Annotated in this window: 12 protein-coding genes; 9 read left to right on the top strand and 3 right to left on the bottom strand. The window is 43.0% G+C overall.

Features of this window, described 5'->3' with window-relative positions; translation table 11 throughout:
- Nucleotides 1-37: 37 nt before the first annotated feature.
- The 9 genes from ureA (at nt 38) to GSQ84_RS17145 (ending at nt 9,076) form a co-directional block, all read left to right on the top strand.
- Complete coding sequence (gene ureA, locus GSQ84_RS17185) at nt 38-340, top strand: urease subunit gamma (protein ID WP_158798499.1); 303 nt, start codon at nt 38-40, stop codon at nt 338-340.
- A gap of 17 nt (nt 341-357) precedes the next feature.
- Entirely contained in the window at nt 358-666 is a 309-nt protein-coding gene (gene ureB / locus GSQ84_RS17180) for an urease subunit beta (protein WP_158798498.1), read from the top strand.
- Between the two features lie 10 nt (nt 667-676).
- Nucleotides 677-2,398 (top strand): urease subunit alpha, encoded by a 1,722-nt coding sequence (gene ureC / locus GSQ84_RS17175; protein WP_158798497.1) that lies wholly within the window; start codon nt 677-679, stop codon nt 2,396-2,398.
- Nucleotides 2,399-2,400: 2 nt separating this feature from the next.
- Entirely contained in the window at nt 2,401-2,895 is a 495-nt protein-coding gene (locus GSQ84_RS17170) for an urease accessory protein UreE (protein ID WP_158798496.1), read from the top strand.
- The gene (locus GSQ84_RS17165; RefSeq protein ID WP_158798495.1) at nt 2,892-3,584 is read left to right on the top strand and encodes an urease accessory protein UreF; all 693 of its coding nucleotides are present in this window, start codon (nt 2,892-2,894) and stop codon (nt 3,582-3,584) included. The genes GSQ84_RS17170 and GSQ84_RS17165 overlap by 4 nt, the downstream gene beginning before the upstream one ends.
- Before the next feature lie 39 nt (nt 3,585-3,623).
- Complete coding sequence (gene ureG, locus GSQ84_RS17160; protein WP_158798494.1) at nt 3,624-4,232, top strand: urease accessory protein UreG; 609 nt, start codon at nt 3,624-3,626, stop codon at nt 4,230-4,232.
- A complete protein-coding gene (locus GSQ84_RS17155) occupies nt 4,232-5,035 on the top strand; it encodes an urease accessory protein UreD (protein ID WP_158798493.1) in 804 nt (267 codons plus the stop codon). Before ureG ends, GSQ84_RS17155 begins: the two co-directional genes overlap by 1 nt.
- A complete protein-coding gene (locus GSQ84_RS17150; protein ID WP_158798492.1) occupies nt 5,028-5,726 on the top strand; it encodes a sulfite exporter TauE/SafE family protein in 699 nt (232 codons plus the stop codon). The genes GSQ84_RS17155 and GSQ84_RS17150 overlap by 8 nt, the downstream gene beginning before the upstream one ends.
- Before the next feature lie 74 nt (nt 5,727-5,800).
- On the top strand, nt 5,801-9,076 hold the full coding sequence (locus tag GSQ84_RS17145) for a hypothetical protein (protein WP_158798491.1): 3,276 nt from the start codon (nt 5,801-5,803) through the stop codon (nt 9,074-9,076).
- On the opposite strand, the gene GSQ84_RS17140 is transcribed toward GSQ84_RS17145, so the two are convergent.
- Genes GSQ84_RS17140 through GSQ84_RS17130 form a run of 3 tightly spaced genes read right to left on the bottom strand, consistent with a single transcriptional unit; the run spans nt 9,073 to nt 14,190 of the window.
- Nucleotides 9,073-10,146, bottom strand: coding sequence for a hypothetical protein (locus GSQ84_RS17140; RefSeq protein WP_158798490.1), 1,074 nt, complete (start codon nt 10,144-10,146; stop codon nt 9,073-9,075). The genes GSQ84_RS17145 and GSQ84_RS17140 overlap by 4 nt on opposite strands.
- 1 nt (nt 10,147) lies before the next feature.
- Nucleotides 10,148-12,487 (bottom strand): SLBB domain-containing protein, encoded by a 2,340-nt coding sequence (locus GSQ84_RS17135; protein WP_158798489.1) that lies wholly within the window; start codon nt 12,485-12,487, stop codon nt 10,148-10,150.
- Between the two features lie 53 nt (nt 12,488-12,540).
- Nucleotides 12,541-14,190 (bottom strand): capsule assembly Wzi family protein, encoded by a 1,650-nt coding sequence (locus GSQ84_RS17130; protein WP_158798488.1) that lies wholly within the window; start codon nt 14,188-14,190, stop codon nt 12,541-12,543.
- Nucleotides 14,191-14,223: the final 33 nt, after the last annotated feature.

Here is a 14,223-nt window from a genome sequence, read left to right as displayed (position 1 = left end):
GTTTCGAAGGCGGTTTAACTCAATATATTTCAGTAAAATGCACTTAACACCAAGGGAAACAGAAAAACTAATGCTTCATTTTGCCGGAGAATTGGCTCATAAGCGTAAAGCAAGAGGATTAAAACTAAATTATCCGGAAGCGATAGCCCTGATCTCTGCTGAATTAATGGAAGCGGCCAGGGATGGAAAAACAGTAGCCGAATTGATGCAGTTTGGCGGTACCTTACTCACCAGGGAAGATGTGATGGAAGGTATTCCGGAAATGATCCATGAAGTGCAGATTGAAGCTACATTCCCCGATGGAACGAAACTCGTAACTGTTCATCATCCTATCCGCTAAACCCTAAATAAAAGCCCATGATACCAGGAGAGTATTTTATCAAAGAAGGTTTTATCGATTGTAATGCTGGCCGTAAAACACAATTAGTTACCGTGACCAATTTGGGCGACAGACCGATACAGGTAGGCTCTCATTATCATTTTTTTGAAGTGAACCAGGCATTGGAATTTGACAGGTCATTAGCTTATGGCATGCGCCTGAATGTACCAGCCGGTACAGGAGTTCGTTTTGAACCCAGTGAAGAAAAGAAAGTAGAATTGGTAGCTTTTGCCGGTAACCGGGTAATAACCGGGTTTAACAATCAGGTGAATAAACCTTTACCTTAAATCGAAACAGATGTCATTAAAAATAGAAAAGGGACGTTATGCCGATATGTTCGGCCCCACCACAGGTGATCAGATCCGGCTGGCAGATACTGAACTGATCATTGAAATAGAGCAGGACCTGACAACCTATGGAGACGAAGCTAAATTTGGCGGCGGTAAAACTATTCGTGATGGGATGGGACAGTCCGCTACGGCATTGCGTGATGAAGGGGTACTTGATTTTGTAATCACCAATGTAATAATCATTGACCATTGGGGGATAATTAAGGCTGATATCGGTATTAAAGATGGCCATATCATTGGTATTGGAAAAGCAGGCAATCCGGATACGATGGAAGGTGTTTCTCCCAATATGATCATCGGTGCTTCAACAGAAGTACATGGTGGTCAGGGGATGCTGCTCACTGCCGGAGGCGTAGATACACATATTCATTTCATCTGCCCTCAGCAAATTGAAACGGCTTTATACAGTGGGGTAACTACCATGATTGGTGGCGGGACGGGACCAGCAGATGGCACCAATGCCACTACCGTTACACCAGGAAAGTGGTTCATTGAAAAAATGCTGCTGGCAGCAGATGCTTTCCCTATGAATATGGGTTTTCTGGCTAAAGGCAATTGTTCTACGCTGCCGCCGATGATAGAACAGATTGAAGCCGGAAGCCTCGGCTTAAAGATCCATGAGGACTGGGGTTCTACTCCGGCTACGATTGATGCAGCTTTGCAGGTGGCAGACCGATATGATATCCAGGTAGCTATTCATACAGATACATTGAATGAAGGTGGTTTTCTGGAAGACACGCTAAAAGCTATTAACGGCAGGGTAATCCATACTTTTCATACTGAAGGTGCCGGTGGCGGCCATGCGCCGGATATTATCCGTGCGGCATCTTTTCCAAATGTTTTGCCTTCGTCTACCAATCCAACGCGCCCTTTTACGGTGAATACGATTGATGAACACCTGGATATGCTGATGGTTTGCCATCACCTGGATAAAAGTATTCCTGAAGATGTAGCTTTTGCAGATTCCCGGATTCGTCCGGAGACTATTGCTGCCGAAGATATTTTACATGATAAAGGGCTGTTCTCGATGATGAGTTCCGATTCACAGGCGATGGGCAGGGTAGGCGAGGTGATCATGAGAACATGGCAGACAGCACATAAAATGAAAGTTCAGCGTGGCGCACTGCCTGAAGATGAAAACACGGGCAATGATAACTTCAGGGTGAAACGTTATATCGCAAAGTACACGATCAATCCTGCGATAACCAGTGGAATTGCAGAGCACGTAGGTTCTGTGGAGCTGGGCAAACTGGCAGATCTGGTATTATGGAAACCGGCATTCTTTGGTGTAAAACCCGAACTGATCATTAAAGGCGGAATGATCATCGCCAGTAAAATGGGCGATGCAAATGCTTCGATCCCCACACCGCAGCCGGTAATGTACAGGCCCATGTTTGGCAGTTATGGTCGGGCACTCGCACAAACCTGTCTTACTTTCGTCTCCCAGGTATCTATTGATCAGGGAAATATTGCCAGGTTGGGTTTGCAAAAAATAGTTAAACCAGTGAAAAATTGCAGGGCCATTGCAAAAAAAGATATGATACACAACGATAGCCTGGCAGATATACAGGTTGATCCTGAAACTTACCGCGTAACGATAGAAGGAGAGCATATTACTTGTGAGCCTCTGGCGGTATTACCAATGGCACAGCGTTACTTTTTATTTTAACTATGTTAGTCACCTCGATATATGCTGCTTACAATGAATCCCTGCTGGAAGGGAAAGAACTGGATTTTTTTGAGATCGAATGGTATGAAAGCGACAAAAGGATATTACGCAAAAAAACGGGAAAGGGAATAGATATAGCCATTAAAAGAGCTATTCCTTTCCAGCCGCTGCTTGATAATGATATTTTGGTTTGCGACGAGAAAACAGCCGTTTTGATTGCTGTGAAATCTTGTGAATGTATCGTGATACTTCCCCGGAATGTACTAGAAGTAGGAACGGTCTGTTATGACATTGGAAACAAACACATCCCAATATCCTTAACAGAATCTGAGATCGTAATACCTTTTGATAAACCTACTTATTGCCTGCTGGAAAAAAATGGATTCGATATCAGGACGGAAGTCCGGATTTTCAGTAACCAATTGAGACACAATATTCCTCAGCATGGCCATCAGTCAGATTCCTTAATTGATAAATTGATAAAATTAACCCAGTGACCGATCCATCTTTATTCTATTTATTACAAGTGATAGATTCCAGTTTTCCGATTGGGGCATTTTCTCATTCTTATGGGTTAGAAACTTACACTCAGCAGGGGATTGTTTGTGATGAGCAAAGCAGCAGGATGTTTTTAGAAAACACACTCACCTATAATACCTTTTTTAACGATGCGGCTTTTGTTGCCTGGGCTTATCGTTATGGAGAACAGCAGGATGAAAAGGCTTTATTGATATTGGATCGGGAAGTTTCTGCGCTGAAAACAGCTATAGAGATCAGAACAGCTAGTAAAAAGCTGGCCACACGGTTTTTAAAAGTGATAGCTAGTTTCTCCATCAGCAATCCTGTATTATCGGCCTATGCCACAGCAATTTTCGACAAACAGACTGAAGGGCATTTTGCCCTGGTTTTTGGTTTATATTGCCAGCAGACAGGAATTAGCCTGGAAAATACGTTGACTGCTTTTTATTATAATTCTGCAGCCAGTATAGTGACCAATTGCGCTAAACTGATACCGTTAAGCCAGATGACAGGGCAAAAAATCCTGTTTCAAATCCAGCCTTTGATTGTACAGCTAGTTAGAGGAACCATTAACCTATTAAGGGAAGAAATAGGACGCAGTACGCCAGAATTTGATATAAAGGCCATGCAGCACCAGAATTTATATAGCCGGTTATATATGAGTTGATTACCTGAATAGGTTTATTCAACTTTCAAAACTTAGACAATGAAGAATAATTTTGTAAAAATAGGTGTAGCAGGTCCGGTAGGTTCGGGGAAAACAGCTTTGATAGAGCGCTTAACCCGAAACCTCATCCAAACTTATAGTATCGCTGTGATCACCAATGATATTTATACCAAAGAAGATGCAGAGTTCCTGACAAAGAACAGTCTGCTGCCTCCGGAGCGTATTGTAGGTGTAGAAACCGGTGGCTGTCCGCATACGGCCATCAGGGAAGATGCATCGATGAATATGGAGGCTGTGGATGAAATGGCAGCAAAATTCCCGGATCTTCAGCTGCTGTTTATTGAAAGCGGAGGTGATAATCTTTCCGCTACTTTTAGCCCTGACCTGGCCGATCTGACCATCTTTGTGATCGATGTGGCCGAAGGGGATAAGATACCGCGTAAAGGCGGGCCTGGGATAACCCGGTCCGATCTGCTGATCATCAATAAAATCGATCTGGCCCCTTATGTTCATGCCGACCTGGAAATGATGAAAGCAGATTCCACAAGGATGCGTCAGGGTAAACCCTTTTTGTTTACTAACCTGATGAACCTGGAAGGTCTGGATGACGTGATAGAATGGATCAAGTATAATGCCCTGCTGGACTAATGTTAGGTTGCCTGAAGCTTCATATCGTTAATAAAGACAATCGGTCGTCCATTGCTGATCTCTATTTTACGGCTCCTTTTAAGGTGATGAACATCAGTCCCCGTAAAGCGGTAAAACTGGATCTGATGATGATGAGTTCTTCTCCGGGAATCCTGGATCAGGATGAATACCAGGTAGAGATTACCCTGGAAAAAGATTGCTGGCTGAACTTGTTTAACCAGGCCTACCAGCTTGTTTACCCCTCCTCTGCAGGAACAAAGCAGCAGCAGGTCCTTTCTCTAGGAGAGAACAGTACATTAGTCTATCTGGCCACTCCGCTGGTGCCACATAGAGATGCAAATTTTATTAGCAAAACAAAGGTATATCTGGAAGATAAAGCCATGCTGATCCTTGGTGAAATCATTACTTGCGGAAGAACAAAACAGGAAGAGCCTTTTGCTTTCAGTTTATTAAAATTGGATATCGAAATAGAGTTTAAAGAAGAAGGATTGATTTTTAAAGAAAAGCAACACCTGGAACCCGGGGCGGCCAGCCAGCAACAATTAGGATTATACGCTCAATTTACCCATCAGGCCAGTTTGTATATATTCAATAACCGATGGGATCATGTTTCGCTGACTAAAGAACTAACGGGTTTTTTAAGTGAATATAATGGAACAGAGCTCAGCTGGGGTGTTACACCTTCTTATAAATATGGTACCATAGTTAAGCTATTAGGTACAAAAGCCGAAGAACTCGTAAAACTACTGGATCAATTGAAAGAAATGCTGCTGCAGAAGAAAAGCGCCGAAAGTTATGAATGATTACTCTATTTTATTGTTCACTACCATCAGCATTGCACTGATCCACACGCTTTCCGGACCGGATCACTACCTGCCTTTTATTGTATTGGCAAAAGCTAAAAAATGGAAACTGCCAAAAACACTTTTTATTACTTTTATTTGCGGTATTGGCCATGTGGGAAGTTCCCTGCTGATCGGTTATGCGGTGGTGTTTCTGGGATGGAACCTGGCTAAGGTCAATCTGTTTGAAAATCTGAGGGCCAGCTGGTCTAGCTGGGCTTTTGTTTGCTTGGGCTTGGGTTATACCCTCTGGAGTATTTATTTATTGGCGATAAACAGAACGCACCGGCATTTTGACCTGGATGATCCTGATGAAGTTTATGTATACAGCCACCAGCATGAAGGATGGGTTAACCCCGAAAAAAGGTTTAAAGTAACCCCCTGGGTACTATTTATTGTTTTTGTAGGCGGGCCCTGTGAGCCGTTGATCCCTTTGTTGTTGTATCCGGCTATTCAGCATTCTTTTATTCATACTGTACAAATTAGCCTGGTTTTTACGTTAACTACACTAATAGTAATGTTATCTGTGGTAACCCTTGGTTATCTTGGCTTTCAATTGTTATCCAGCAAATTTATACACAAGTATTCCAATTTGTTGGCAGGAATAACGTTGTTATGCAGCGGGTTGGCAATGGTGTTTTTAGGCCTCTGATTTATTTAATGTTGATTAATTATAACAAAGAACTACAACCTGGTGTTGTTATACAAACCCTATCATCCCGCGAAATGAGGAAATTATATGTGTTTACTGTTATCCTGGCTGTATGTATTGCTACAGCATGTAAAGCTCAGCTAGCAAACCCGCCTATTGAAATTCCTTTTACACTCAAAGAACCCGGATACGTTACTATGGTGATTGAAGACCATAACGGGATGCGGGTGAGAAACCTGATTTCTGAGACCTGGTTTAAAGCTGGTGAAAATAAAGTGGGATGGGATGGGCTTGATGACCTTGGACGTGATCCGGAAGCTGCCCACCATGGGGTTTATCATATTCCATCTAAATTGGTAGCGCCAGGGAAATATACCGTGAAGGCCTTAGTCCACGATGAAATAAAAACTTCTTACGAATTTTCTGTAGATGCAAGCGGAAGCCCTACCTGGGATACGGACGACCATAAGGGGGGCTGGCTGGCAAATCATAGTCAACCGCAATCAGCTGTGTTTGTACCTGGCAAACAATCCCCTACAGGAAAGCCTGCAGTTTTTTTAGGAACCTTTGTAACTGAGGGCCGTGATGGCTTAGCCTGGGTAGACCTGGATGGGAACAAACAGGGTGGCAGGGCATGGATTGGTGGAGTATGGACTGTAGCCCCATTTATGGCAAGGGATGCAGGAGAACAAGCTGCAGCTAATATATCAGTTTATGTGGCATCCGTTTGGGAAACGGCAAAATTAAGCGGACAGGTGGAATTAAGGATCAGCTCATTGCCGAATTCCACAAAACCTATGGTGGTTCTTCCACTGGGTGCAATTAACCCGATAAGGGACATGGCCGGGGAAATAGGTGGCTTCGCCATACGAAATGGAATTGCGGTAGTGAGCCTGGTAGAAAAGAATGAGCTGATGCTGGTTGATGTAAAAGAGAAAAAGGCTGTGGGCACAATACCTGTTACAAAACCACAGGGTCTTGCTTTTGATAGCAAAGGCGGTTTGCTGGTAATATCTGGCAATCAGGTATTCCATTATAGCAATATTGACCATTTAGATGCAAATTGTAAACTAGTTATCAATAAGGGACTTGACACTCCCATAGGTTTAACTACGGATAGTGCAGATCATATTTATGTAAGTACTGCTGGTGCAAGTAACCAGGTTAAAGTATTTACCAAAGAAGGGACTTTAATACGTACAATAGGACATCCCGGTGTTCCCAAAGCCGGAGTGTATGATTCGCTGCACATGAATAACCCTATGGGTATGACGATAGATTCAAGGCAGCAGCTTTGGGTTACCGAGCATGATTACCTGCCGAAAAGGGTAAGTGTATGGTCGCTGGATGGAAAATTACTAAAGACGTTTTACGGCCCTGCTAAATATGGCGGCGGCGGTACGCTGGATCCCGTGGATAAAACAAAGTTTTATTATGCGGAAGAGAATAAGGGAATGCTGGAGTTTAATCTGGACTGGCAACAGGGCAGCTTTAAACTGGCTAAAGTTTTATACCGAAAAATACCTGGTGACCTGGACCTGGCAAATATGAGTGCTGTGCCGGAAACACCCATCTATTATAAAGGCAAACGTTATTTTACAGATTGTTATAACTCTAATCCTGTTTCCGGACAATTGACTACCTATCTGTTTATGGAGCATAATGGTTTGATCCAGCCAGCAGTGGCGATGGGACAGGTAAGTACCTGGGACGTTTTAAAGAATCCTGAGTTTAAATCGCTTTTACCTGCTGGCACCGATTTTAGTCCGAATAGTAGAAATAGGTCGGTATTTTTTATCTGGACGGACCTTAATTTAAATGGTAAGGTAGAGCCAAATGAGGTGAAGTTTGAAAAAAGGGCGACTGGCGGTATTACCGTTATGGCCGACCTTTCTTTTTGTATTGCCCAGTTTGATGGAAAGGCTGTACAATTTTCTCCTGGCAGTTTTACTGCCGATGGCCTCCCTGTTTATGATATGGCGCAGGCAAAGATTTTGGCTACCGGTGTGCTGCCCCCGGCCTCGTCTGGTGGCAACCAGGTATTGGTGAGTAATGATGGCTGGTCTATCATTACACAAGGAGTAACCCCTTTTGACCCCTATTCTTTAAGTGGCGTAAAGGATGGTAAGGCCATGTGGAGCTATCCAGATCCCTGGCCGGGCTTACATGCTTCGCATGAAGCTCCGCTCCCTGATTTTCCCGGCGAGCTGATTGGTACCACCAGGGTTTTAGGCGGGATCTTTGGATCGGCCAGAAGCGAAGGCGGCGCATTATGGGCAATCAATAGTAACCACGGTATGGTGTATATTTTTACTACAGATGGTTTATTTGTAACTACACTTTTTGAACCAATGAGAGCTGGTAAACTTTGGAAAATGCCTGTTGCCCAAAGAGGGATGAGCTTAAAAGGCATAAGTTTAAATGAAGAAAATTTTTGGCCTACCATTACGCAGACTGCGGATGGTAATGTTTATATGGTAGATGGCGGCCGTACCAGTCTCGTGAAGGTTGACGGCTTGAACAGCATCCGCAGGCTGGCTCCGCTAACCATTGTTGTTAGCCTGGATGATCTTAAAAAAAGTAGTGCCTACCAGATTAAGACGGAATCTTTACGTCAGCAAAACTTGAATAATTCTCCTTTACAGGTTAGATTGTCAAATACACCCATTGCCATGGATACTAAATGGGGCGGTTGGAAGGAGGCTGACTGGGTAAATATCGATAAAAGGGGAATTAAGGCTTATACAGGTTCCGGTTCTAAACCTTATGATGTGACTGCTGCCGTTACCATTGCCAATGATCGTTTATATGCCGGATATCGCACGGGTGATGTTGCATTGTTAAAAAATAGCAATGAAATGCCGAATGCTCCATTTAAAACTGGAGGTGCCCTGGATTTAATGATTGGAACGGATCTGGCTGCTGATCCAAAAAGAAGTAGCCCTGTAATGGGTGATTTGAGGATACTGGTGACTTTACGCAATGGTAAACCGTATGCTTTATTATATCGTGCGGTAGTAACCGGAGCAAAGCAAACGGATAAAGTTCCTTTTTCGTCACCTTGGCGAACGGTTACTTTTGATCAGGTAGAAGACATTTCTGCTTCACTTGAATTTAGCGCCGGGCAGGATGGGAGTTATGAGTTTTCTGTGCCGCTTTCACTGCTGAAGTTAAAACCTGTGGCTGGTCAATCGATTAAGGGAGATGTTGGTATTTTACGGGGCGACGGTGCGCAGACTGTGACCAGGGTATACTGGAATAATAAAGCTACAGGAATTGTATCTGACGTTCCGTCAGAAGCGGAGCTAACGCCAAACCTCTGGGGAACATGGGATTTTGTAAATCCTTAAGCTTCTTCCTTTTTCCTGGTGGCGATTAAGAAAATGCCATATACTGCTCCGAAACCTATCATAAACAGCAACATAGTAGCTGAATATTTCATCCTGTTCTTTTTAAGGGGAAGTTCCGGTTCATCTACGATCTGTACGGTAGGTGTTTCCTGTGCCAGCATGGTCTTACTTGCTTCCAGGTTCTTCACTGTTTCTGTGAAAATAGTACTGAGCACGATCTTATCACGTTCCCTGATATCTACAGCAGCATTGGCCGAGGTATAAGCAGGGTTAATATCCAATAAAGCCTGATTACCTGCAGCAGCAGCAAAAGTTTTATGATTGAGGATCACCCCAATACTATCTGCGCGGTGCTGCAGGCGGTTTACATTATCCCGCAACCTGCCTGTTTTAGTCTTGATGAAAAAATCTGTTCCCTGTTTGATCACCCTGACACAGAACAATTCTGCAAGCCTTTCATCTCTCATCGTGGTATTCACTTCAAAAAAACTTAATTTTTTATCTGTTTTACTGATGCCAAACTCTCCGCCCAAGATCATGGTAGACATTTCATGTAATAAACTGTCTTGTATCCTGCTATAACTTTTAAGACCTACAGGAAAACGGATTATTTTTCCATCCGGACTATATTTTAACCACTTTTTGTTCAGTTTGTATACCTTGGCATATTGGTCGGCCAGTGAAAAATTCCCAGTGCTGTCGTAAGGAGTAAGTAAGGTTCCTTTCATTAAGCGCTGGCTTTTTAGCAATTCCTGTACGTTATCTCCCGCCAGTACACCACTGGCGCCGCCAATCCCGTCGAGGTTAAATCCAAACTGACTGGCTATGGAAGATAAGCCGCCGCCGCCACCGCTGGATTTGGCATCGTCTATGACAAAAGTAAGTTTAGCCGTGTAAGTATATGGCCATGTCCAGGCAAACAGGAATCCCAGGATAGCTGCAATGACCAATACCAAAGCCATCGATTTTTTAAACTGGAATACATATTTGACGTCTTTACCACGGTCAAGGAGTAATTGTTTGATCGAAAACTCCGGTTCGTATGGATAGTTTGGCTGTTCGTTATTCATCTTATCTGGTTAAAATAACGATTAAACTCACTAAGGCCGTTATTGCTGAAGTAATTCCACCGATCTGGGCAAGTCCCATGTTCAGGAATGAATTACCCGGGGTTTTTGCCGGTATGATAATTTTGGTGCCCGGTTTAATTTCAGGGTAATTTCTGAAGAATAAAAAGTGCGTAATTGGTTTGTTTAACCCGTCAGGATATTTTACATAAGAGCCTTTTAAACGGGCATTCTCTGTTTTGCCGCCTGCAGCGTTTAAATAGTATTTAAAACGGTGTCCGTGGTAACTTACAAACTGAGGGTTATTCACCGCACCCGAAACTTCTACAAACGAAATGCTGCGGGGAATATGAATACTATCACCCGGCAGCAGGATCATACTTTTACGGATGATAGGGTCATTGCTTTTGCTGGTCAGGTCAAGGTTTACCCGAACACCTTTCCGGTAGGTCTGTGCATTCTCAAGCGCACCATATGGCGTTAAACCACCAGCTCTTCTCAGGAAGTCCTGTGCAGTTTCATCACGGCTCTGTACAGAATATTCTCCCGGGAATAATACTTCTCCTGTTACGGCGATATTACCCAGTGCCCTATAGTTAACCAGGCGCGGTACGTAAATATAATCCATTGGTTGCAGTTCGATATCAGGCAATGCTCCCGTTGCAGGATCTACAGCAACAGTGAAGGTGTTAACCAGTTTATTAGCCACACTATCTGCCTTATTTTCGATGATCCTGGAAATTTCCACATGATGTTCTGCAGCTTCTTCTGTAAATCCACCAGACATGGCGATTACATCTGCCAGTTTAATGCCTTTACGATAAATATACACCGCTGGTGTTCTTACATTTCCATTGATGGTTACCTTCTGGTCTTTGATAAAATCAGAACGGTCCTGGATCATGACAGAGTCTTCACGTAATAAAGGAAGATCATTACTGCCACTCAATACCGCAGTTGGATTGAAGGAGATGAACTCTTTTTCCAGGTTAGGTAATGTTCTTTTGATATAACCGCGTTCCATGTAGGCTTCAGGTTTCAATCCTTGTGCGTTTTTAAGCAGCATAGAAAGACTAAAACCTGCAGTGAGTTCATATACGCCCGGACGGTTAACTGCACCTTCCAGAATGACCCTATTGGCATAACGATTTGTAATCGCTCCAATTTCCACCATGTCTCCATTGCGGGGTGTATAATCACTGAATAAATTGGCAGGAACATCTTTTACTTCTCTTTCGGTAGCATTGATCTGGTCGATCTTGGCTGTTCCCCGATAAGCAAGATCAGTAAATCCCCCTGCATACTGGATCAGCATATCCAGTTCTTCATTCGCTTTCAGTTCATAAATGGCTGGTCTTTTCACTTCGCCGGATATACCAACGTGTTTTTTGTACACCGGGATACGGATCACATCCTGGTCCTGCAGGCTTACATTTCCATCCATAATACCTTTTTGTAAAAAGGTATAAAAATCGACAGTTTTATAAACTTTATTATTTCTTATCAATTCTATATTTCTTAACGACCCGTTCGGATTTGGTCCGCCAGAATTGTATAACGCATTAAACAGGGTAGAGATAGAAGAAAGGGTATAGGAACCGGGGGTTTTTACTTCACCGATCAAAGTCACTTTAATGCTTCTGGTAGAACCCAGGTTTACTGCAATTTGTGTTTGTCCGCTATTGATAGCAGGATAGATCTTGATCATTTTAGAACGGATCAACGCCGTTGCCTGCTCTATGGTAAAACCATTTACATAAACCAGTCCTGCATAAGGGATCTGAAGATTACCATCCGGGCTTACTTTAGCTTTTACAGTCGTTTCGTTAAGTCCGGTAATCAGCACGATCACCTCATCACCAGGGCCTAATACATAACTCTTAGGCGTAGCCGCACTAAAGTTAGGTTCAAATTTTACAGCGGTCTGATTGAAAAAATCCATGCCATATACCTGCAGCATTGGTTTTGGCGCAGGCATCACTTCACGTTTTTTTGGTTTGGTAATGGTATTGGTGGTATCACGGGAATCGTCACTTTCGGTTTTTGCAGCTTTAAGCGGTGTTTTTGAACCGCCTTTTTTATCTAATCCAAGGAGGGTAATACGGTTTTTAAATTCTTCTACTTCTGCTGCGGGCAATCCTTTTTGCTCCATCAATTTATATGCCTGGTCTGCCGAGAGGCCGGTCGACTGTAACTTAGTCCATGCCTGTGTGATCTGTTCATCTGTCAGCTGACTCACCTTAATATTCTGTATATTACTCATAGAGACTTCCTGTGCGTGGATTTCTCCGAATGTGAAGAGCAGCAGAGAGAATATTAGGATAGGTAGAAATTTAATACGCATGAAATATTTTTGATATTGAATAATTGCAAATATAGGGTAATAATAACATTCTTTTAAAATCCGTAGGATACGGATAAACTCACTTCATTTGGTACTACACCGGTTTGAATGTCAGGTTCAATAACACCGCTCTGGTGCTGATAGAACGCTTTCAAATACAATTTATGCACCAATTCATAATTTACCTGAACTAAAAATTGTTTTTGTGTTTGTACAGGCCCCTGCTGCAGGAATTTAGGCTCTGGCTGTGATATGTACTGGTCTACCAGAGAACCTTCCTGTCCTTTGCGGATATAATCAAACTGAAGGGTGGTTGTTAAACGGGGTAGTGGGTTGTAAGTGATCCATCCTGTCACACGGTCGGCATTTTGCCCGATCCAGTCGCCCAGTAAATAGGTTTGATTGGCATAAGTTTGCGTAGAGATCAGGTTATTGTATACAAACGGATTGATCCTGGTATACTCCAATCCAAGGGTAAGATAAGGAATGATGACGTCTGTTCTGGTAGCGCCAACATTAAAGCCAAACTGATTTCTGCTGTCGTTACTGTTGAAGATAGAACCAGTACGGATCTCATCAATAAACCAGGTAGCATACAAATGGGTTTTAGGGATAAAATTCCTGGAGCTCACGTTAAAGAAGAACTGCCCATTGGATCCTGTAGAAAGTTTATAGCGGCTTTGATCCTGGTCATAAGCTTTGAAAAACATGATTGGGATTAAATATCCTGCCTGCAGCTGATCGCTGCTGACCATCGACTCTCCAACACTTAGGGTTAACCCTTTGGCCGGAAGAAAAGTCAGCGTATGCGTAGCCATATATTTCTGTACATATTGTTCTCGGTTATCGCCATACAAGCTGTTGCCTTTATAATAGGATTTGGCAGAATCGATCACAGCAGAATTCAGGAAGGCGAACATGTAGTTAAAGCGAAGCCATTTCAAGGGTGCATAGTCCAGTCTGATTTGCGGATAGGATGGAGCCTTGTCTGATAAGACCAACCGCCCGTTCTGTCCGTAACCCCATAACATCTGGTCTTGTCCTACGCTGATCGACCCGTTATTCCATGCGTAGGTAATGTATCCTCTAAAGTCGCTGTAATTCACCGATTTTGCAGTCGGATTGATATTGGCTGTTCTTACGATCCCCGTTTGCGGGGTAAATCTTCTATTGCTATCTATGCCATTACCTTTAGCCGTGATATCCTGAAAGTAAGCCTGGAAAGAAAAGTGTTTACCGGCCTGTCCGTAAAATGTTAAGCCAGTAGCCGTAGTAAAGACATTTTTACCTCCTCCATTTACTGTTCCAAAAGTTAAAGCAGGATCACCGCGAAGAAAGAAATCTTTATCCTTTACTGCGAGAAACCTTCTTCTGCCATACTGATCTTTTTTGAAAAAAGTAGTGCTGTCTTTGACATCATCATTAAACTCAGAATATTCCTGCTGATAAAAGGCAAGTTCTTTCTTTTCTGTGGGAGAAAGCTTATCCTGCACGGCCTGTAAGGTAGTCAGGTAACCGTGAATATCCCGGCGGCTGATCGGCTGGATCAGGTCGTTATATTCAATATTCCCTTTCTGTGCCTGGCGGGATAAATAGTTATATATTGGATTGGTCGGGTTTTCGAATATGACTTGTGAAAAACCAGCAAAGCTTGTTAAAACAAGGCAGAAGAACAGTATTAGTGAGCCTTTTATCGATTTCATTGATTGATAGCTAGGATAAAGTAGAGAATAAAA

The organism is Pedobacter sp. L105, assembly GCF_009765875.1.
In the GTDB taxonomy this organism is placed as follows: domain Bacteria; phylum Bacteroidota; class Bacteroidia; order Sphingobacteriales; family Sphingobacteriaceae; genus Pedobacter.
The sequence above is the reverse complement of the archived record's forward strand: the minus strand, read 5'-3'. Positions and strand labels throughout refer to the sequence as shown.

Coding starts and splice junctions, on each gene's coding strand:
- GSQ84_RS17135 (WP_158798489.1), bottom strand. CDS start 12,487: ATGCGTATTAAATTTCTACCTATCCTAATATTCTCTCTGCTGCTCTTC.
- ureC (WP_158798497.1), top strand. CDS start 677: ATGTCATTAAAAATAGAAAAGGGACGTTATGCCGATATGTTCGGCCCC.
- GSQ84_RS17150 (WP_158798492.1), top strand. CDS start 5,028: ATGAATGATTACTCTATTTTATTGTTCACTACCATCAGCATTGCACTG.
- GSQ84_RS17130 (WP_158798488.1), bottom strand. CDS start 14,190: ATGAAATCGATAAAAGGCTCACTAATACTGTTCTTCTGCCTTGTTTTA.
- GSQ84_RS17140 (WP_158798490.1), bottom strand. CDS start 10,146: ATGAATAACGAACAGCCAAACTATCCATACGAACCGGAGTTTTCGATC.
- GSQ84_RS17170 (WP_158798496.1), top strand. CDS start 2,401: ATGTTAGTCACCTCGATATATGCTGCTTACAATGAATCCCTGCTGGAA.
- GSQ84_RS17145 (WP_158798491.1), top strand. CDS start 5,801: ATGAGGAAATTATATGTGTTTACTGTTATCCTGGCTGTATGTATTGCT.
- ureB (WP_158798498.1), top strand. CDS start 358: ATGATACCAGGAGAGTATTTTATCAAAGAAGGTTTTATCGATTGTAAT.
- ureG (WP_158798494.1), top strand. CDS start 3,624: ATGAAGAATAATTTTGTAAAAATAGGTGTAGCAGGTCCGGTAGGTTCG.
- ureA (WP_158798499.1), top strand. CDS start 38: ATGCACTTAACACCAAGGGAAACAGAAAAACTAATGCTTCATTTTGCC.
- GSQ84_RS17155 (WP_158798493.1), top strand. CDS start 4,232: ATGTTAGGTTGCCTGAAGCTTCATATCGTTAATAAAGACAATCGGTCG.